Raw genomic sequence first — 549 nt, forward strand, 5'->3', positions numbered from 1 at the left:
TGGACGACGTAGGGCTGGGACATGGCGCGCGCACTGGCAGGCAAAGGCCAAGTGTAGCGGGACGCCGGAGCGGGCGGCGCCAGCAGCCTCTTCCACCGGGGCTTTCGCAAGAACTAGAATCCCCGGCATCGTCCGCGGCTGGGGAGCTTCGGACGGAGGTCGCACGCAAGCTTTGCCAGGGATGCCCGCATCCGGCCGGTCGCCTCGCTCCAGTCGAACCGGCTCGTCGCATGGAGCTTCAGGGGAGAAAACCGATGTCGTACCGTCTTGCGCGGACCATGCTGTCCGCCGCCTGCCTGTTGTTGCCCGCGGCCGCGGTGGCCGCCGACCTGGTGCCGGTGGAGGATTTCGCGCGCCATGCGCAGCTCTCCATGCCGCGGCTTTCGCCGGACGGCAGGCACCTCGCCGTCAACATGAAAGATGCCAACGGCGACTCGCACGCGCTGGCCGTCTACGACGTGGCCGACATGAGCAGGCCGGTCAGCCTGCTGCGCCTGCCCAAGTACGAGCTGGCCGTCGGCATCACCTGGGTCAGCAACACCCGGCTGG

Annotated in this window: 1 pseudogene; it reads left to right on the forward strand. The window is 68.7% G+C overall.

The window, feature by feature from the left end:
* Positions 1 to 254: 254 nt before the first annotated feature.
* A pseudogene (locus UUA_RS18405) lies at positions 255 to 549 on the forward strand (alpha/beta hydrolase family protein); the annotation flags it as partial.

Source organism: Rhodanobacter thiooxydans LCS2 (genome assembly GCF_000264375.1).
In the GTDB taxonomy this organism is placed as follows: domain Bacteria; phylum Pseudomonadota; class Gammaproteobacteria; order Xanthomonadales; family Rhodanobacteraceae; genus Rhodanobacter; species Rhodanobacter thiooxydans.